Source organism: Hydrocarboniphaga sp. FW305-C-57, assembly GCF_058783045.1.
Genome location: NZ_JBYSYG010000007.1, coordinates 156276 through 172311 on the forward strand (window position 1 = coordinate 156276; position 16036 = coordinate 172311).

The 16036-nt window shown below is 66.6% G+C and carries 14 protein-coding genes; 11 read left to right on the forward strand and 3 right to left on the reverse strand.

Annotated elements, in window-relative coordinates; translation table 11 throughout:
- The first annotated feature begins 27 nt into the window (after nt 1-27).
- The 5 genes from AC3WUM_RS15495 to AC3WUM_RS15515 all read left to right on the forward strand — a co-directional run bounded on the left by AC3WUM_RS15495 (nt 28) and on the right by AC3WUM_RS15515 (nt 5665).
- A complete protein-coding gene (locus tag AC3WUM_RS15495) occupies nt 28-822 on the forward strand; it encodes an outer membrane lipoprotein-sorting protein (protein ID WP_492411212.1) in 795 nt (264 codons plus the stop codon).
- 12 nt (nt 823-834) lie between these two features.
- The gene (locus AC3WUM_RS15500) at nt 835-3609 is read left to right on the forward strand and encodes an MMPL family transporter (RefSeq protein ID WP_492411213.1); all 2775 of its coding nucleotides are present in this window, start codon (nt 835-837) and stop codon (nt 3607-3609) included.
- Between the two features lie 10 nt (nt 3610-3619).
- Nucleotides 3620-4504 (forward strand): SDR family oxidoreductase, encoded by an 885-nt coding sequence (locus AC3WUM_RS15505; RefSeq protein ID WP_492411214.1) that lies wholly within the window; start codon nt 3620-3622, stop codon nt 4502-4504.
- A gap of 14 nt (nt 4505-4518) precedes the next feature.
- Complete coding sequence (greB, locus tag AC3WUM_RS15510; RefSeq protein WP_492411215.1) at nt 4519-5028, forward strand: transcription elongation factor GreB; 510 nt, start codon at nt 4519-4521, stop codon at nt 5026-5028.
- A gap of 121 nt (nt 5029-5149) precedes the next feature.
- The gene (locus tag AC3WUM_RS15515) at nt 5150-5665 is read left to right on the forward strand and encodes a CC0125/CC1285 family lipoprotein (protein WP_492411216.1); all 516 of its coding nucleotides are present in this window, start codon (nt 5150-5152) and stop codon (nt 5663-5665) included.
- A 49-nt stretch (nt 5666-5714) separates the two neighbouring features.
- Here AC3WUM_RS15515 and AC3WUM_RS15520 read toward each other — a convergent pair whose 3' ends face one another.
- Nucleotides 5715-8465: a tetratricopeptide repeat protein gene (locus AC3WUM_RS15520; RefSeq protein WP_492411217.1), complete on the reverse strand. Its 2751-nt coding sequence runs from the start codon at nt 8463-8465 to the stop codon at nt 5715-5717.
- A gap of 15 nt (nt 8466-8480) precedes the next feature.
- Complete coding sequence (locus AC3WUM_RS15525) at nt 8481-8843, reverse strand: rhodanese-like domain-containing protein (protein ID WP_492411218.1); 363 nt, start codon at nt 8841-8843, stop codon at nt 8481-8483.
- Between the two features lie 193 nt (nt 8844-9036).
- Here AC3WUM_RS15525 and AC3WUM_RS15530 point away from each other — a divergent pair, with 193 nt between their 5' ends.
- The 6 genes from AC3WUM_RS15530 to AC3WUM_RS15555 are packed head-to-tail and all read left to right on the forward strand — an operon-like array spanning nt 9037 to nt 15471.
- Nucleotides 9037-9819, forward strand: a complete 783-nt coding sequence (locus AC3WUM_RS15530; protein WP_492411219.1) for a DUF3450 domain-containing protein — start codon at nt 9037-9039, stop codon at nt 9817-9819.
- Nucleotides 9816-11219: a MotA/TolQ/ExbB proton channel family protein gene (locus AC3WUM_RS15535; RefSeq protein ID WP_492411220.1), complete on the forward strand. Its 1404-nt coding sequence runs from the start codon at nt 9816-9818 to the stop codon at nt 11217-11219. The genes AC3WUM_RS15530 and AC3WUM_RS15535 overlap by 4 nt, the downstream gene beginning before the upstream one ends.
- Nucleotides 11212-11742, forward strand: coding sequence for a MotA/TolQ/ExbB proton channel family protein (locus AC3WUM_RS15540; RefSeq protein WP_492411221.1), 531 nt, complete (start codon nt 11212-11214; stop codon nt 11740-11742). The genes AC3WUM_RS15535 and AC3WUM_RS15540 overlap by 8 nt, the downstream gene beginning before the upstream one ends.
- Complete coding sequence (locus AC3WUM_RS15545) at nt 11739-12143, forward strand: ExbD/TolR family protein (protein WP_492411222.1); 405 nt, start codon at nt 11739-11741, stop codon at nt 12141-12143. Before AC3WUM_RS15540 ends, AC3WUM_RS15545 begins: the two co-directional genes overlap by 4 nt.
- Before the next feature lie 19 nt (nt 12144-12162).
- Nucleotides 12163-12897 carry an energy transducer TonB gene (locus AC3WUM_RS15550; protein ID WP_492411223.1) on the forward strand — a complete coding sequence of 245 codons (735 nt, stop codon included), beginning with the start codon at nt 12163-12165 and terminating at the stop codon, nt 12895-12897.
- 3 nt (nt 12898-12900) lie between these two features.
- Nucleotides 12901-15471 carry a DUF1329 domain-containing protein gene (locus AC3WUM_RS15555; RefSeq protein WP_492411224.1) on the forward strand — a complete coding sequence of 857 codons (2571 nt, stop codon included), beginning with the start codon at nt 12901-12903 and terminating at the stop codon, nt 15469-15471.
- 16 nt (nt 15472-15487) lie between these two features.
- Here the strand turns inward: AC3WUM_RS15555 and AC3WUM_RS15560 are convergent, their stop codons facing one another.
- A complete protein-coding gene (locus tag AC3WUM_RS15560; RefSeq protein ID WP_492411421.1) occupies nt 15488-15946 on the reverse strand; it encodes a DUF2147 domain-containing protein in 459 nt (152 codons plus the stop codon).
- Between the last annotated feature and the right edge of the window lie 90 nt (nt 15947-16036).

Here is a 16036-nt window from a genome sequence, read left to right on the forward strand (position 1 = left end):
CGCGAAAGCGGAGCGCCGGGGAGAGCGATGCGAGCATACGAGGCGGTGAAGGTCGCGCTGGCCGCGCTGACCATGCTGTTGGCGAGCGGGGCGTACGCGGCCGTGCCCAGCGTCGCGGAGATCGAAAGCTGCATGCGCGCCAACGTGCCGGCGGCGATGCAAGTGCGCGAGTTCAGCCTGAACTCGATCGACAAGAATGGCGGCGAGCGCAATCTGCGGGGCCGGCTGTTCGCGGCGCGTGAGAACGGCCAGCTGCGCAGCATGATGAAGATCGAAATGCCGCTCGATCTGCGCGGGGCCGCGTACTTGCTGCGCGAGGGCAAGCCTGGCGAGCAGGACGCGATGTACGTGTTCCTGCCGGCGCTCAACAAGACGCGGCGCATCGTCGGCGGAACGCAGGACGCGCCCTTGTTCGGCACCGACATTTCGTATGCCGACGTCAAGCAGATTCACGGCGCCTTCGTCGGCGGTGCGATCGAACTCGAGAAGACCGAGGTCTACGAGAACCGCGAGAGCTACGTGCTGATGCTGAGGCCCGACGCGCAGCAGCAGTCGCAGTTCAGCGGCATCCGCAGCTGGGTTGACAAGCAAAGCTGCGTGCCGCTCAAGGCGGAGTTCATTAACGAGCAGCAAGTGCGCAAGCGCTATACGGTCAAGCCGGCGGATCTCAAGCAGGCCGGTCCACATTGGTATGCGAGCAAGGCGCTGATGGAAGACATCGGCGGCGGAACGCGCACGCAGATCGAGCTCTCGGGCGTGAAGAGCCTCGAATCGCTGGCGAACAACTACTTCAACCCGCGCAGCTTCCAGCTCGCGAACTAGAAGAAAGACGCCTTGCTGGAGCGCATCGCCGAACGCATCGCACGCTGGCCCTGGGTGCCGCTGCTGGTCGTGGCCGTCATCACGGTTTTCGCCGCGCTTTCGTGTTTCGACGAGCACGGTCGGCTGCGGCTCGGCATCGATCCGTCGACCGAGAAGCTGCTGCCGGCCGACGACGCCGACCGCCTCAATTACGAACACCTGCGGCAGACCTTCGGCGATACCGACGCGGTGCTGCTCGCGGTGCGCTTCGATCCGGTCTGGACGCCCGCGAACCTCGCCGCGATCGCCAGGCTCAGCGATGCGCTGAAGCGCCTGGGTGGCGTCGCCTCGGTGTTCTCGATCGCCACGGCACCGAACCTGCTCGCCTCGGGCGAAGACATCGAGGTCGGCAGCTTCACCGAACAAGCCGCCGCCGATCCGCAGGGCATCGGGGCGCTCGAGCAGGCGCTGAAGACCAACCCGATCTATCACGGCAGCCTGGTATCGGACGACGGACGCTATGCCGCGTTCGTCATCTCGTTCGACGGCGTCGACGAAGCCCGCTTCCTGCACGAGCATTACGCCGATCGCATTCGCCAGATCGCGGCCGAGCAGACGCACAGCGCCGAGATCCGGGTCACCGGTGCGCCGGTCATTCGTAGCGCCACGACCACCGCGTTGATCGATACGCTGTCGTTCACGATCCCGACGATCTATGCATTGATCGTCGGCCTGCTGCTGTTCGCGTTCCGCTCGGTGCGGGCGACGCTTGCGGCGCTGGTCTGCGTGAGTACCGCGCTGGTCTGGACGCTCGCGAGCGCGGCCGCGCTCGGCATTCCGCTCAACGTCGTCACCGTCATCACGCCGCCGCTCGTGATCACGCTCGGTCTGGCCTACAACATTCACCTGCTGTCCGATTTCTTCGCCGAAGCCGCGCAGACGCCGGACGAGCGCCGCAAGCGCACACAGCACGTGATGCGCGAGCTCGCGGCGCCGCTGCTGCTCGCCACCGCGACGACGATCGCGGGCTTTCTCGCGCTGCTGTTCAATGCGCTGCCGGCGATCCAGCAATTCGTCTGGTTGTCGGTGCTCGGTGTCGCGTATCTGTTCGTGCTGACCTTGTTCTTCATGCCGGCGACGCTCGCAGTACTGCACTGCGGACGCCGCGAGCATCGCCAGCTCGGCCAGCGGCTCGCGGAGCGCTTCGCACCGATCCTCGCGCGCTTCGATACGCGCTGGCGCGGCCGCATCATCCTGGTCGCGCTGATCATGGTGCCGCTCGATCTGTGGCTCGCGACCGGCATTCCGATCGGCACCGACTACGTCAAGGGCTTCGTTGCGAGCCATCCGGCGCGGCAGGACTACGAGGCGATCAACCGTATCTTCAACGGTGCGAACCTGGTGTCGGTGCACATCGACAGTCATCTCAACGATGCGCTCACGCAGCCGGAGCTGCTGCAGGCCATCGACGGCTTGCAGAACTGGCTGCGCGAGCAGCCCGAAGTCGGTGCGGCGGTTTCGTACGTCGATCACGTCAAGCTCATCAACCAAAGCATGAGCGAAGGCGATGCGGCGGCTTATGCGATTCCGGACTCGGCCGCCGCGATCAAGCAATTGCTGGTCTTCGGTGGTGGCGAACAGATTCGTCGCTTCGTCGATCCGCGTTATCGCGAGGCGCTGATCTCGGTGCGGCTCAACGTCAACGACTCGGCCGAGATCGCGCGCTTCGTCGAACGCACCGAGCAGCGCCTGCGCGAGCTGCCGCCCGCGCTCGATGGCCAGCTCACCGGAAGCTCGGTGCTCGCGACGCGTACGGTCGAAGCGATCGGCAGCGGCCAGTGGGTTTCGCTCGCGGCCGCGAGCTTCGTGATCTGGGCCTTGCTCGCCTTCATGTTCATGTCGCCGCGCGCCGGGCTCTGGGCCTTGCTGCCGAACCTGCTGCCGGTGGCGGTGTACTTCGGCTTCCTGCGCCTGCTCGATATTCCGCTGAACCCGACCAACAGCCTGATCGCGAGCATCGTGCTCGGCATCGCGGTGGATGACACCGTGCATTTTCTCGCACGCTTCAACAGCCTCGCGCGCAGTCTCGGCAACGAGCGCAAGGCGATGGAGGCGGCGCTCGCGCATTCGCTGCGGCCGACTTCGCTCAATACGCTCGCACTGTGCGCGGGCCTGCTGATGTTCGCGGGCAGCGAGCTGCGCAGCCAGGTGCAGTTCGGCCTGCTCGCATCGTTCACGCTGTTCATCGCCTGGGTGTCGGAGATCACGCTGACGCCGGCGCTGGCCACCAAGCTCAAGATCGTCACCTTGTGGGACGTGCTGCGCGTCGATCTCGGCCAGTCGCCTCAGCACACCATTCCGCTGCTGGCCGGGCTTTCGCTGCGCCAGGCGAGGGTCTTCGCGCTCATTTCGAGGCTCGAGCGCCACGAGGCCGGGGCGACCGTGATTCGTCGGGGCGACCAGGCGCGCGACATGTACGTGATCGTCGATGGCGAGATCGAAGTCTGGATCGATCAGGCCAGCCAGAAAAAAGTCCTCGCCCGCCTGGGGCGCGGCACGGTGCTCGGAGAGGCGGGATACTTCGGCCAGCGACGCACGGCCAACGTGCTGGCGGCCACGCCGCTGCGCGTGCTGCGCTTCGATTCGCAGGATCTGGAGCGCCTGCGTCGCCGTTATCCGCGCATCGCCGCGACCGTGTTCCGCAACCTGAACCGGGTCCAGGCCGAACGCCTCGCGCGTGCCACCGCGATGCTGCAGGACGGCGAGCCGCGGCCGAACCTAGAACCGAATTTGCCTACACCCACTTGAGGAGACGTACATGAGCACGAGCGACAAGCCGCTGGCCGGGAAGACCGAAGCCAGCCGTCCGCTGGCCGGAAAGACCTTGTTCATCACCGGCGGCAGCCGCGGCATCGGCCTGGCGATCGCCGAGCGCGCCGCCAGGGACGGCGCCAACGTGACGATCGCGGCCAAGACCGCGGAGGCGCATCCCAAGCTCGAAGGCACGATCCACACGGCCGTCGAAGCGATCGAGAAGGCCGGCGGCAAGGGCCTGGCCGTGCAGTGCGACATCCGCGACGAGGAGCAGGTGCAGGCCGCGATCGCCAGGACCATCGAGCGCTTCGGCGGCATCGACATCCTCGTCAACAACGCGAGTGCGATCTCGCTGACCGGCACGCTCGAAACCGACATGAAGAAGTACGACCTCATGAACGGCATCAATGCGCGCGGCACCTATCTGGTCGGGCGCGCCTGTATTCCGCACCTGAAGAAATCCGCCAATCCGCACATTCTCACCTTGTCTCCGCCGCTCGAGATGAAGACCAAGTGGTTCGCTCCGCACGTGGCCTATTCGATGGCCAAGTACGGCATGAGCCTGTGCACGCTCGGCTGGGCGGAGGAGTTCCGCAAGGCCGGCATCGCCGCCAATTCGCTGTGGCCGCGCACGGCCATCGCTACCGCCGCGATCAACCTGATCGGCGGTGATGCGCTCATGAAGCAGTCGCGCACGCCCGAGATCATGGCCGACGCGGCGCACGTGATCCTGTCCAGGTCGAGCCGCGAATTCACCGGCCACTTCTGCATCGACGACCTCGTGCTGCACGAGGCTGGCGTGCGCGATTTCTCACGCTATGCTGCGGTGCCGGGCAACACGAAGTTCATGATCGACTTCTTCGTTCCCGACGATCTGCCCGAAGTCTGACAAGCACGACACTGATGAGCCGCTGGCGTCCTCCGAGCGAAAAATCCTCGCTGTACATCACTCCCGAAGGCTATGCCCGCCTGCGGGCCGAGTACGAAGAGCTCTGGAGCCGGCGCCGGCCCGAAGTGGTCAAAGCCCTCGCCGCCGCGGCGGCCGAGGGCGATCGCTCTGAGAACGCCGAGTATCAGTACCGCAAGAAGGAACTGCGCGAGATCGACCGGCGCGTGCGCTATCTGCAGGTCCGGCTGCCGGACCTGAAGGTCGTCGAGCGCGTTCCGGACGAAACCTCTCGCGTGTTTTTCGGCGCGCGCGTGGAGTTGGCCGACGAGACCGGGGACAGCCGGCACTACCGCATCGTCGGCCCCGACGAAGTGGGAATCGCGGCGGGCGACATCAGCGTCGATTCACCGCTCGCCCGTGCCCTGCTCGGCAAGTCGGAGGGCGATGTGTTCAAGGTGCTGCTGCCCGGCGGTGAATCCGAAATCGAGGTCGTCGCCGTAACGTATGGTCATGTTGGGTCATGACGGCTTTGCGGGTGCTAACCGAATTGCAGCTGAACCGAAACCCCGAGCGCGCTTTCGCTGTCAGATAATCGCCACACGGCACTTCCGCCCAGCGACGAAAAAGCTTTCTCAGGAGTCCTCCATGCGTACCTTCCTCCCAGGCGCACTCACGACCGGCCTTGCCCTGGCACTAGCGGCTTGCGCAACCGCGACGCCGTATCAACCGCTTGGCAAGAGCGGCAGCGGCTATGCCGAGCAGCGGCTCGAATCGAACCGCTACAAGATCACCTTCGCGGGCAATTCGATCACCCCGCGGCAGACGGTCGAGAACTACCTGCTGTACCGCTCGGCCGAGGTGACGCTGCAGAACGGCTACGACTACTTCGTGCTCGCCGACAACAACACCGATTCGCAGACCAGCTATTCGCAGACCTTCGGCGGCGGCTTCGGCTCGTACTACTGGGGGCCCTGGGGCGGGCCGGGTTGGGGCTGGGGTGGCAGCACGGGCACCTCGATTCCGCGTACCGAGTACCAGGCCCAGGCCAACATCCTCGTCTTCAAGGGTGAGAAGCCGGCCAACGATCCCAAGGCGTTCAACGCGCACGAGGTCAAGGCGAATCTCGAGAGCGTGATCGTCCGCCCGCAGACCAAGGGCTGATCGGCTCCGGCATTGCGGCAGGCGCCTGCGGGCGCCGGCCGGTCTGGCCTCAGCGGCGCAGCGACCCTGCGCCGCTTTTCTTTGCGAGTTCCAGAATCTCGTTGCGGAAGTCGGCGGCCATCGCCAGATAGCGGGGATCGATGTTCGGCAGGGATTCGAGCTGCTTCTCGGCCTGTTCGAACAGGGTTTCGGCCTCGGAGTAGCGGCCCAGGTGGCCGACGCTGCGGGCGTAGCTGTAGGTCATCACCGAGCGCAGGTAGTGATCGTCGGGCAGGCTGCTCTGGCGCGCCGCGGCCAGCGCGGCCTGCTCGGTATCGGCGGCGTCCTGCCAGCGGCCGACTTCCTGCAGGTCGCGCGCCGTGTTGTGCATGGCGATCAGCGATACCGTCGCGCTGCTGCCGAAGCGGGCGATCTGGGCGTCCATGATCTCCTTCGAAATCCTGAGCGCCTCGTCCTTGCGTCCGAGCTTGCTGTAGACCGAGGCGAGGCCGGACTTGGTCACCAGAGTGTCGGTGTGAGACGGGCCCAGCAGCGCCGACTGCTCGGGCAGGACGCGCTCGAAGATCCGCAGGGCCCGCTCCTGCTGGCCTTCGTAATTGAGCGCGACGGCCAGATCGTGCGCGATGCCGAGCGTGAGCCGGCTGACCGGGCCGAGCGCTTCCTCGGCGTCGCGCAGCAGGCTCTCCAGCAATGCGATCGCCTGTTTGCGCTGGCCGGTGACGATCAGCGCTGCGGCGAGCATGCGCCGGGTGTTGAGCACTTCCGGATGCTTGGGCGAGCGGGTCTTGAGCGTGGCATCGAGAATCTGGCGGTACTCGGCGATGCACTCCTGCAGGCGTCCGAGCTCGCAGATGGCATCGGTGCGGTAACGCGCGATCTGCAGCAGCTGCGCATCGTCCGCGGGCAGGATGCGGGCCGCCTCGACGCCCAGGCGTTCGAAGCTCGCGAGCGCGTCGGCGAAGCGGTTGGCCGCGAACTCCAGGTAGGCGAGCTGACTCTTCGCGCTCAGCGTTTCGAGCGGAAGCTTCGCCGCCTCGGCGATCTCGAACGCGGCCTGTGCCTCCTGCTCAGCCGCCTCGAAGCGCTCGAGTTCGACGAGCGTCTTCGACAGATCCAGATGCAGGCCGCTCGCGAGCGCAGGGTCGCTCGTGCCGTCGCCGAGCAGGCGGATCGCCTGCCGGTACTGCGGCTCGGCCTTGGCGAAGTCGCTGAATCCATACATGGCGTTGCCGAGCGCACGGCGCACGGTGGCCTCGACTTCGGGCTGGGTCCGCAGGCGCTGTCCGGCTCGTGTCGCGGCGAGATCGAGCAGCTCGCGCACGCTGATGTTGGCGCTGCCGTTGAGTTCTGGATCGGTGGCCGCGAGCAGGTCCTTGAGCAGGAACTGGTTCACCGCGCTCGATTCGGCCTCGGCCTGCCGTGCAGCATCGCGCGCCGTGCGGGCGTCGACATAGAGCCAGGTGCTGACGGCGAGGCCGGCGACCAGGGCCGCGAATGCGCCGCCGATCCAGCCGCGCTTGGCTTTCCAGCTCTCGAGCTGGCGCCGCGCGGCTTCCAGGCGCTCGGCCTCGATGCGCTGGTTGTCGAGTTCCCAGCGACGCCGTGAAAGTCCGCGCAGGCGCTGCGCGAGCGCGGCCGCGTCGGCCAGCCGGCGCGCCGGATCGAGCTCGGCCGCGGCCGCGATGTCCTCGCGCAGCAGCGGGTCGGCGATGTCGCGCTCCCAGCCCGGCGCGAGCGGGCGGCGCAGGTCGCCGACGATGAGCTGGAACAGCAGCACGCCGAGCGCATAGACGTCGCTCTTGAGCGTGGCCGGCTGGCCGGCGACGATTTCGGGCGCCAGGTACAGCAGCGAGCCCGAGCCGCTGCTGGCCTCGTCGTCGCGGCGCGTGAGTCCGAGGCGGGTTATCGACAGGCTTTGCAGCCGCGTGTCGTCGATCAGCAGGCCGCTGCCGAAATCGGCGAGCCGCACACGCGGTTCGCCGGCCTGCTCGACGATCAGCAGGTTCTGCGGCTTGACGTCCTTGTGCAGCACGCCCACAGCGTGCGCGGCCGCGAGTGCCTCGGCGGCCTGGGCCACCAGATCGATGCGTGTCTCGACGGGCGCATGGGCGTTGGCGCCGAGCCAGCGTTCGAGACTGCCGCCCGAGCACCATTCGGTTTCGATGAAGTAGGGCGCTTCCTGCAGGTTCCAGTCGAGCACCGCCACCACGGCCGCCTGGTTACCGAGGCTTTCGATCAGCAGGCGTTGCAGCGTGATTTCGCGCTTGAGCGTCGACAGGCCGATGCTGTCGCCGGCGAACTTGAACACGCGGCGCTCGCGCGTCTTGTCGTGCACGGCGAGCCAGGTTTCGTTGCGCCCTTCGCCGAGCCGCTCGACGAGCTGCCAGTTCGGTCGCAGCGGCGGCTTCTGTCCGGCTTGCAGGTGCAGCGTCGGCGCGGACTGGGTCTTGATCGGCGTGAGCCGCTCGACCGCCGCGTCGAAGCGGTAGCCGTAGCCGTGAACGGTCCGGATCAGCGTCTGCGAGCTGTCGGCCAGCGCCTTGCGCAGCAGCGAAACGGCGCGCGCGAGCACCGATTCGCTGAGCACGCGGCCGGGCCAGACGGCTTCCATGAGCTCGTCCTTGGTCAGGACCTCGCCCGGATGGCGCACGAACTGGCGCAGCAGTTCGAGCGCCTTGGCCTCCAGCGGCACGACTTCGCCGAGATGCAGGATCTCGAGCCGGAACTCGTCGAGCTCGCTGTCGCCGAAGCGCCAGCGGGCCGGCTGCAGGTTCGGGCTGGGAGGCGCCGGGGAAGTCATCGGACGCGAGCCGGCTTACTCGACCGGCAGCAGATCCTTGAGCGCGCGCCAGCCGCCGTCGACGTTGACGACCTTGTCGTAGCCCATGCGCTTGAGGTTGTCGGCCGCCAGCGCCGAGCGCGAGCCGCCTCCGCAGTACAGGTAAAGCGGGGTGCTGCGATCGGGGTACTTGACCTCGATGTCGCGTTCGATCACGCCCTTGCCGATGTGCTCGGCGCCCTTCAGGTGGCCGGCGGCGAATTCGCTTTCCTCGCGTGTATCGATGAGTTTGGCGCCCGGCGTGGCCGCGAGTTCGGCCGCCAGTTCGGTGGGGCGGATTTCGCGGACGCGGCTGCGCGCCTCGGCGACGAGGTCGGAGAACTTGAGAGGGCTGCTCATCGGGCGATCCTTGGCTTGGGGCGGGGCTGGAATTCTAGCGGCAGCCAACACTTGCATGCGTTTGTCGGTCGCTGCGTATGCGTTGACAAGCCTCGACAGCAATAAGAATCTTGCCCGATTGCAGAGCCCGACGCGCCGGATGCATCACCCGAAGAGCGCGATGAGGTGTGCGTCGAAGCGAGGAAGCGCAGTGTTGGCGAAACCCCGAGTGGCGGTTTGGTGCAGCGTTTGGGTGGTGAGCCTGGCGGTGGCCGCGCCGATGACGGCGTCCGGCGCCGATCCGGTCGGGCAGGCGATCAATGCGACGGTCGAGGCCAATCGCGGCGCCCGGGCCTCGCAGTCGCGTATCGATGCGCTCGACGACCAGACCCGGCAGATGCTCGAACGCTATCGGGCCGCCACCTGGCAGTCGCAGCAGCTCAAGGTGTATGCCGAGCAGCTCGAAGAGCTCGCGAGCGGCCAGGAGGCCGAGCGCGATTCGCTGCAGCGCCAGCTCGCCGAGGTCGATCGCACCGAGCGCGAGCTGCTGCCGCTGATGCTGCGCATGACGCAGGGGCTCGAAGCCATCCTGGCCGAAGACCTGCCGTTCCTGCAGCAGGAGCGGCGCGATCGCATCGCCGGCATCAAGCGGCTGATGGCCGATCCGTCGGCGAGCAACGTCGACAAGTTCAAGCGCATTCTCGAGGCCTACCAGATCGAAGCCGAATACGGCCGCACGCTCGGCGCCGAGCGCACGCAGGTCGAGAACCGCTCGGTCGACGTGCTGCGCGTCGGCCGCACCGCGCTGTACTACCTGAGCATCGACGGCCGCGAGGCCGGCTGGTGGAACGCGGCGCAAAAGCGCTGGGACAAGCTCGACGGCGGCGAGATCGCGCAGATTCGCCGCGGCCTGCGCATGGCGCGCGAAACGCTCGCGCCCGATCTGCTGCGGCTGCCGGTGCCGACTGCGGCGCTGCATGCCGGAGCGCAGCCATGAACCTGCGCAATGCGATGTTCGCCTTTGCGCTCTGCGGTTTGAGCATCGGCTCCGCGCTCGCGCAGAACGCGGCTCCGGTGCCGCAGGCGGCGAAACCGGCGCAAGGGCTCGATCGTCTGCTCGACCAGATTCGCGAAGGCTCGCAGCAGATGTCGAAGACCAACCAGGAGCGCGAGGCGCGTTTCCTGCGCGACAAGAACCAGCAGGCGCAGCTGCTCGCCGAGGCCGAAGCCGCGCGCAACGCCGCCGATGCGCGGGCCAAGCAGGCCAAGTCGCGCTACGACGCGGCGCAGGCCGGCATCGCCGCGCTCAAGCAGCAGCTGCAGGGCCGCGTCGGCGACAGTGCGCAGATTTTCTCGGCGGTGTCCGATGCGGCCGGCGCGCTCAAGGCGCAGGCGCAGGATTCGCTCGTGACGCCGCAGCTGCCGACGCGCAGCGCCGATCTCGACCAGCTCGCGCAGGCGCGTGAACTGCCCGGCGTCGATCAGATCGAGAAGCTCTGGTTCCTGTATGCGCAGGAGATCGCCGAGAACGGCAAGGTTGCACGCTTCAAGGCGCAGGTGTTCGACGACGCCGGCGAGCCGCAGCAGGCCGAGGTCACGCGCATCGGCGCGTTCTCCGCATTCGCGGACGGACGTTATCTGGCGATCGAACCGGGCACCGGCCAGCTCACCGCGCTGCCGCGCCAGCCTTCGGATTTCACCGGGCTGATCGGCGACTTCGGCGAAGAGCCGCTCGCCGACATCCTCGTCGATCCTTCGCGCGGCGCGCTGCTGCGGCTTGCGGCCGAGCGGCCCGCGCTGTCCGAGCGTGTTCACCAGGCCGGAGCGGTCGGCTACGTGATCATCGCGATCGGTCTGGTCGGCGCGGCGCTCGCGATCCATCAGCTCGTCTATCTGCTGCTGGTCGGCCAGAAAGTCGGAGCGCAGCTGCGCGATCTGGGCAACCCGCGCGACGACAATCCGCTCGGCCGCGTGCTCGGCTGCCTGCGCGGCGAATCGCCCGACAGCCTGCGGACGCTCGATACCGAAGCGATCGAAACGCGCCTCGCCGAAGCGGTGCTGCGCGAGACACCCAAGCTCGAACGCTATCAATCGCTGCTGCGCATGATCGTCGCGGCGGGCCCGCTGCTCGGCCTGCTCGGCACCGTGGTCGGCATGATCATGACCTTCCAGGTCATCACCGAACTCGGCTCCGGCGATCCGAAAGTCATGGCCGGCGGCATTTCGCATGCGATGGTCGCGACCGTGCTCGGCCTGCTGATCGCGATTCCACTGCTGTTCGCGAACAGCTTCCTCGGCGCGCGTTCGCGCGTGCTCACGCAGATTCTCGACGAGCAGGCGGCCGGCATGCTCGCGCGTCAGATCGAGGCGCGGCGCTCGCGTACTGCGCATGCTTGAGACGCTGCTGATTCCGTATCGCCAGTTCGACGAGTTCCTCGATCTGGGCGGCTGGGTGGTCGGCTGGATCGTGCTGTGTGCGCTCGTGATGTGGACGCTCGTGCTCGAACGTGCCTGGTTTCTGCTGCGCATCTATCCGCAGCTGCGCAAGGCCTGCGTGCGCGAGTGGCGCGAGCGCGATGAACGCGGCTCTTGGACCGCGCAGCGCATTCGCACCGCGATGGTGTCCGAGTTGCGGCTGGCCATGGAAAGCGGCCTGCCGATCATTCGCGTGATGGTGCCGATGAGTCCGCTGCTCGGCCTGCTCGGCACCGTCGTCGGCATGCTGCAGGTGTTCGATGCGATGACGGCCGCGCGCAGCGCCGATACGCGCGCGATGGCCGACGGCATTTCGCATGCGATGATCGCGACCATGGCCGGTCTCGTCGTGAGCCTGCTCGGCTTGTTCTGCGCGCATCTGCTCGGCTCTCGCGTAAAGCTCGAAACCGCTAGGCTCAACGAGCTGCTGGATGCGACGCCATGAAGCTTCGTCGTCGCGCTGAAATGCATGAAGACTCGGCGATCGATCTCGCGCCGATGCTCGATTTCGTCATGAACCTGCTGATCTTCTTCATCATCGCGGCGGCCTTCGTACACGAATCCGGCATCCGCGTGAACCGGCCCGCGGCCAAGACCGCCAAGCCCGAGGACCAGGGCAGCATCTTCGTCGCGGTCTCGGCGAACAATGAAATCTGGATCGATCGCGAGCACGTCGACATTCGTAGGCTGCGCGGCGAGATCGAGCGCATGAAGCGCGAGCGCCCGAAAGCCGCGGTCGTCGTGCAGGCCGATCGCGAGGCGCGCGCCGGCGTGCTCGTCGAAGTCATGGATCAGGCGCGTCTGGCTGGTGTCGCGGACGTCGCGATCGCGGCGACTCCGCAGTGACGCGCTCGCCGGGCGGCACATGCTGATCGAACATCGCTTGCCGGCTGCTGCGCGCAGGCGCTGGCTGTGGCTGCCGCCGCTGGCGCTCGCGCTGACCTGGCTGCTGTTTCTGTTGCTGTATCAGGCGATCCGCTCGGATGAAGCCGTGGTCGCGCCGACCACGCTGATCGACGCCGTGCGCGTGGTGCAGACCCAGCGCAGCGAAGCGACGCCGCAGCAAGTGATGCGCGCGCTCGAATCGCCGCCGCCACCGCCGCCTTCGGCTCCGCCGTCGCTCGCAGGCGGTGCGATGCCGACGCTATCGCTGCCGACGATGGCGGTGTCGCCGATCGAAGTCGGCAACATCGCGGTGCCGCTCGGAACGACGATCGGCGGCGGAGCCAGCCTGGGCTCCGGAAGCTTCGGCGGTTTCGCGCGCGGTGGTGGCGCTGGCAGCGGTTCCGGTGGAGGCGGCAACTACAGCGGCGGCAAATGGAAGGGCAAGCCGCTGGTTCCGATCTCGACCGCGCGTCCGCAGATGCCCGAATGGGCTTGCAAGCAGAAGATCGCGGGCTGGGTCGAGGCGGTTTTCACGATCACCGCGAACGGCCATGTGCGCGACGTGAAAATCGCCGATGCCGATCCCAAGGGCGTCTACGAAGCCGCCGCGATCGAGAGTATTTCGAACTGGCTCTACGAACCCACGGGCGCGAACCTCGAAATTCGCCAGCGCGTGCCGATGGATCCGGCCGATTGCGCATTCAACTGGCGCTGAGCGATGAGCTCGCTCGATAGAGTTGTCGCCTGCATCGCCTTGCTGTGCGTCTGCATCACGGCAAGTGCCGAGCAATACAAGAGCGAGGTGCGCGAACTGCCGAGCAATGCCGCCGACTCCAAACCGGTCGATGCGCAAACGCTGCTCAAGCAGACCACCGATCCCTACGGCAAGGCACTGCTGCTGCGCGATCTGGCCGCACAGGCCGCGCAGAAGAAGGACTACAAGCAGGCGACGCAACTGCTCGAGCAGGCGATCGCGCAGAAATCGCTGTCCGGTCCTGCCGAAAGCGCGATGCGCCAGGATCTCGCGCAGCTGTACATGGCCACCGGCAACACCAAGCAGATGGTTCCGCAGCTCGAAGCGCAGGTGAAGACCGGCAAGGCTTCGCCGGAGGCCTACGTCGCGCTCGGTGCGGCCTACGTCGAGCAGAAGCGCTATGCCGACGCCGTGCCGCTGCTCGAAAAGGGCGTTCGTGCGGTCAAGCAGCCCGACCCGAGCTGGAAGCAGGCGCTGCTCGCTGCGTATCTCGGCGCGGGCAAGGACAAGGAGGCCTTGCCGTTGCTCGAAGAGGCCGTGCGTCGCAGCCCGGCGCAAAAGGAGCTGTGGATTCAACTCGCGGCCGTCAGCCTCAAGGCGGGCGACAAGGAGAAGGCGCAGGCCGTGCTCGAACTCGCGAGCCGGCTCGGCCATCTGCGCGACGACACCGATCGCCTGCGCCTGGTCACGTTGACCGGCCAGATCGGTGCGCCCTTCGAAGCGGCGTCGCTGCTCAAGGGCTGGATCGCGGGCAAGCAGCTCGCGGACAACGCTGAGAATCGCAAGCTGCTCGCGACGCTCTGGCTCGCGGCGCGTGAGAAAAAACTCGCGCTCGACGCGATCGATCAGGCGCTCGCGGTGGCGCCGAGCAGCGACTTGCTGCAACAAAAGGCGCAGCTGCACATGGAGCGCGAGGAATATCCGCAGGCGATTGCGGTGCTCGAAAAGCTCACGGCCGCCAACGCCAAGTCTGGGGCGCTCTGGCTCACGCTCGGCATGGCGCGCTATCAGCAGGCCGACGTCGATGGCGCGCTCGTCGCGTTTCGCCAGGCCCAGGGGTACACGCCGAATCGCAAGCTCGCGGACGAATGGGTCAAGTATCTGGAATCGGGCAGGGCGCGCGAGCAAGCGATGATCGCGCTCGAGCAGACGCGTCAGCGCAAGCAGGAGGAATCGGTCGAAACGAGCGATCGCCTGCTCGGCGATTCGGTCGCGGTCAGCAATGCGGAAGGCGTGGCTGCGCCTGTTGCAGGCGCTGCCCGCAGCGGTGGCGCGCTGACGCCGATCGGCGCCCAGCGCGAGAGCAACGCGGCCGGCACGATTCCGGCCTGGACGGGCGGTATCCAGCGCTCGCAATGGCCGGCGGGGTTCGCCGCGGGCCAACGCCTCAAGGATGTCTACGCCCAGGACAAGCCGCTGTTCACGATCACCGCGGCGAACGCGGCGCAGTACGCGAACCAGCTCTCCGCTGGTCACCGGGCGCTGCTGCGCAAAAGCGGCTACGCGATGCCGGTCTATCCCTCGCGGCGCAGCGTCGCCTATCCGCAAGCGATCTATGAGGCGAGCGAGGCCAACATCGGCCGTGCCGGCTTGACCGGAACCGATTCGCTGCAAGGCGCGAAGCTAGGCGTGCCGTTCCCCAAGCCGGACAGCGGCGTGAAGATCATGTGGAACCATCGGACGCGCTATCGCGGCAATTCGATGCAGGCACAAAGCTCGCAGGCCGTGGTGCAGAAGGACGGCAGCGCGACCTGGCTCAAGCAGATGGAGCGCGTGCTGTATCGCTACGCCAACACGGACGATCCGATCGACCTGTCGCAGCGCAATATCCTGCTGTACTACCTGAGCGCGTTCGGGCGCAGCCTGACCCGGCTCGACTTCGTCGCGCTCGTGCACGAGACCGCGAATTCGACGCAGAACGGACGCAACGTCTGGGCGCTGCCGCTCGACATCGGCAAGCTGTTCCGCATTCCGCCGGTCGGCTACGACCAGCCATTTCCGGGCTCGGAAGGTTTGTACTTCATCGACATGGTCGACATGTACAACGGCGGGTTCGACCGCTACGTCTGGAAGCTGCAGGGCAAGCGCGAACTCTACGTGCCGTACAACAACTATCGCATCGGCGACGGGCGCTATCGCTACGCGCAGCTGATCAAGCCGGGCTACCTGAATCCGGAAGCGACACGTTACGAGTTGCACCGCGTCTGGGTGATCGAGGCGACCGAGCGCGGAGGCAAGAAGCACAGCTTCGGCAAGCGCGTGTTCTACGTGGATGAAGACAGCTGGAACATCGTGCTCGTCGAGAATTACGAGCATGACGATCAGACGCTCTGGCGCTTCCAGGAAGGCCATTTGCTGGCCCTCTACGATTCGCTGTCCGCGAACTGCGCGCCCGTGGTGACCTATGACTTCAAGGACGGGCGCTACTTCATCAATCGTCTGACGGCGGAAGACGCACCGGCACGCTTCAACGTGCCGATGCGTGAGCAGGACTTCACGCCGGATGCAGTACGAACGCGCTACAACCGGCGCTAGGCTGCGCTGCGCCGGCTTACTGCGCGCGCACCCATTCCTGCGTGCGGCCGAGCATCGAGACGCCCATGTAGCCTCGAACCTTGAGCTTCTGGCCGCCGGCCTCGGGTTCGAGCTTGGCGCCGTAGATCTTGCCCTTCTGCGGGTCGAGGATCTTGCCGTCGCCCCAGCTATCGCCGTCTTTCTTGACACCCCAGAGTATCGTCATGCCCTGAATCGGCTTGTCCTTGCGATCGCCTTCGCATTTCTCGCAAGTCGGATTCGGTTTCGACGGGTTGATGAGCTCGACGACGCTGCCTTGCAGCTCACCATTGACTTCCTTGATCTCGACGATCGACTTCGGCTTGCCGGTTTCGTCGTCGATGGTCTGCCAGCGGCCGACCGGAGATTCTCCGGCCGCGAACACCGAACTCGCACCAAGTGCAAGCGCCGCGAGGGTCATGGTTTTGAGCGAACGGGTGACGAACGTGGACGACATTTTCATGGCGGTCTCCTCCGCTGGTATGAGTGGGCCGGACCCTAGCTTCGACAGACTGAACCCGCCATGAGTTGCCTGCGAGGCCTCAAG